This window comes from Butyricicoccus sp. AM32-19, assembly GCF_003480365.1.
Taxonomy (GTDB): domain Bacteria; phylum Bacillota; class Clostridia; order Oscillospirales; family Butyricicoccaceae; genus Agathobaculum; species Agathobaculum butyriciproducens.
This window is the reverse complement of the sequence record NZ_QUIX01000036.1, coordinates 1-688: the sequence shown is the minus strand read 5'-3', so window position 1 is coordinate 688 and position 688 is coordinate 1. Positions and strand designations below refer to the sequence as shown.

Here is a 688-nt window from a genome sequence, read left to right as displayed (position 1 = left end):
TGCCGGCTGATTCGAGCAACTTCTATTCGGGACGTGGCGGCAATTCGATCAAGTACATCGTCATGCACTATACCGCCAACGACGGCGATACCGACGAGGGCAACGCGCACTATTTTCAGGGCGCAGGCCGACGGGCAAGTGCACACTATTTTGTCGATGAGGACAGCGTTACGCAGTCCGTGCGTGATAGAGATGCAGCATGGCACTGCGGCGGCGCTCTCGAGAGCTCGCATCACCCGTTACGCGGCATTTGTATGAACCGTAATTCGTTGGGTGTGGAAATGTGCAGTGACATCGTAGGTGGCAAGTACACCATCACGCCGCAGACGGTAGACCGTGCCGTCGAGTTGGTCAAGTATCTCATGGCGAAGTACGGCATTGACGTAGATCACGTCGTGCGGCACTATGATGTCACCGGCAAGCTGTGCCCCGAGCCGTGGGTACGCGACGAAAGTCTGTGGCGTAAGTTCAAGGCACGGCTGACCGCGCCGGTTGAACCCGAACCGAAGAAGGAGGACGACGAAGTGGTAGAGAAGAAAAAGGTCCTGCTCAATGGCAAGACCTACGAGTGTGACATCATCAACAAGGATGAAACCAACTATATCAAGATGAGATCGCTCCAGCAGGCAGGCTTTACGATCGACTTTGATGCGGTCCGCAAAGTGCCGTCGATTACCGCGCCGCAGTG

Annotated in this window: 1 protein-coding gene; it reads left to right on the top strand. The window is 55.8% G+C overall.

Features of this window, described 5'->3' with window-relative positions; translation table 11 throughout:
• A partial coding sequence (locus DW806_RS14880; protein ID WP_199677326.1) for a peptidoglycan recognition protein family protein occupies nucleotides 1–688 on the top strand: 688 nt, incomplete at both ends.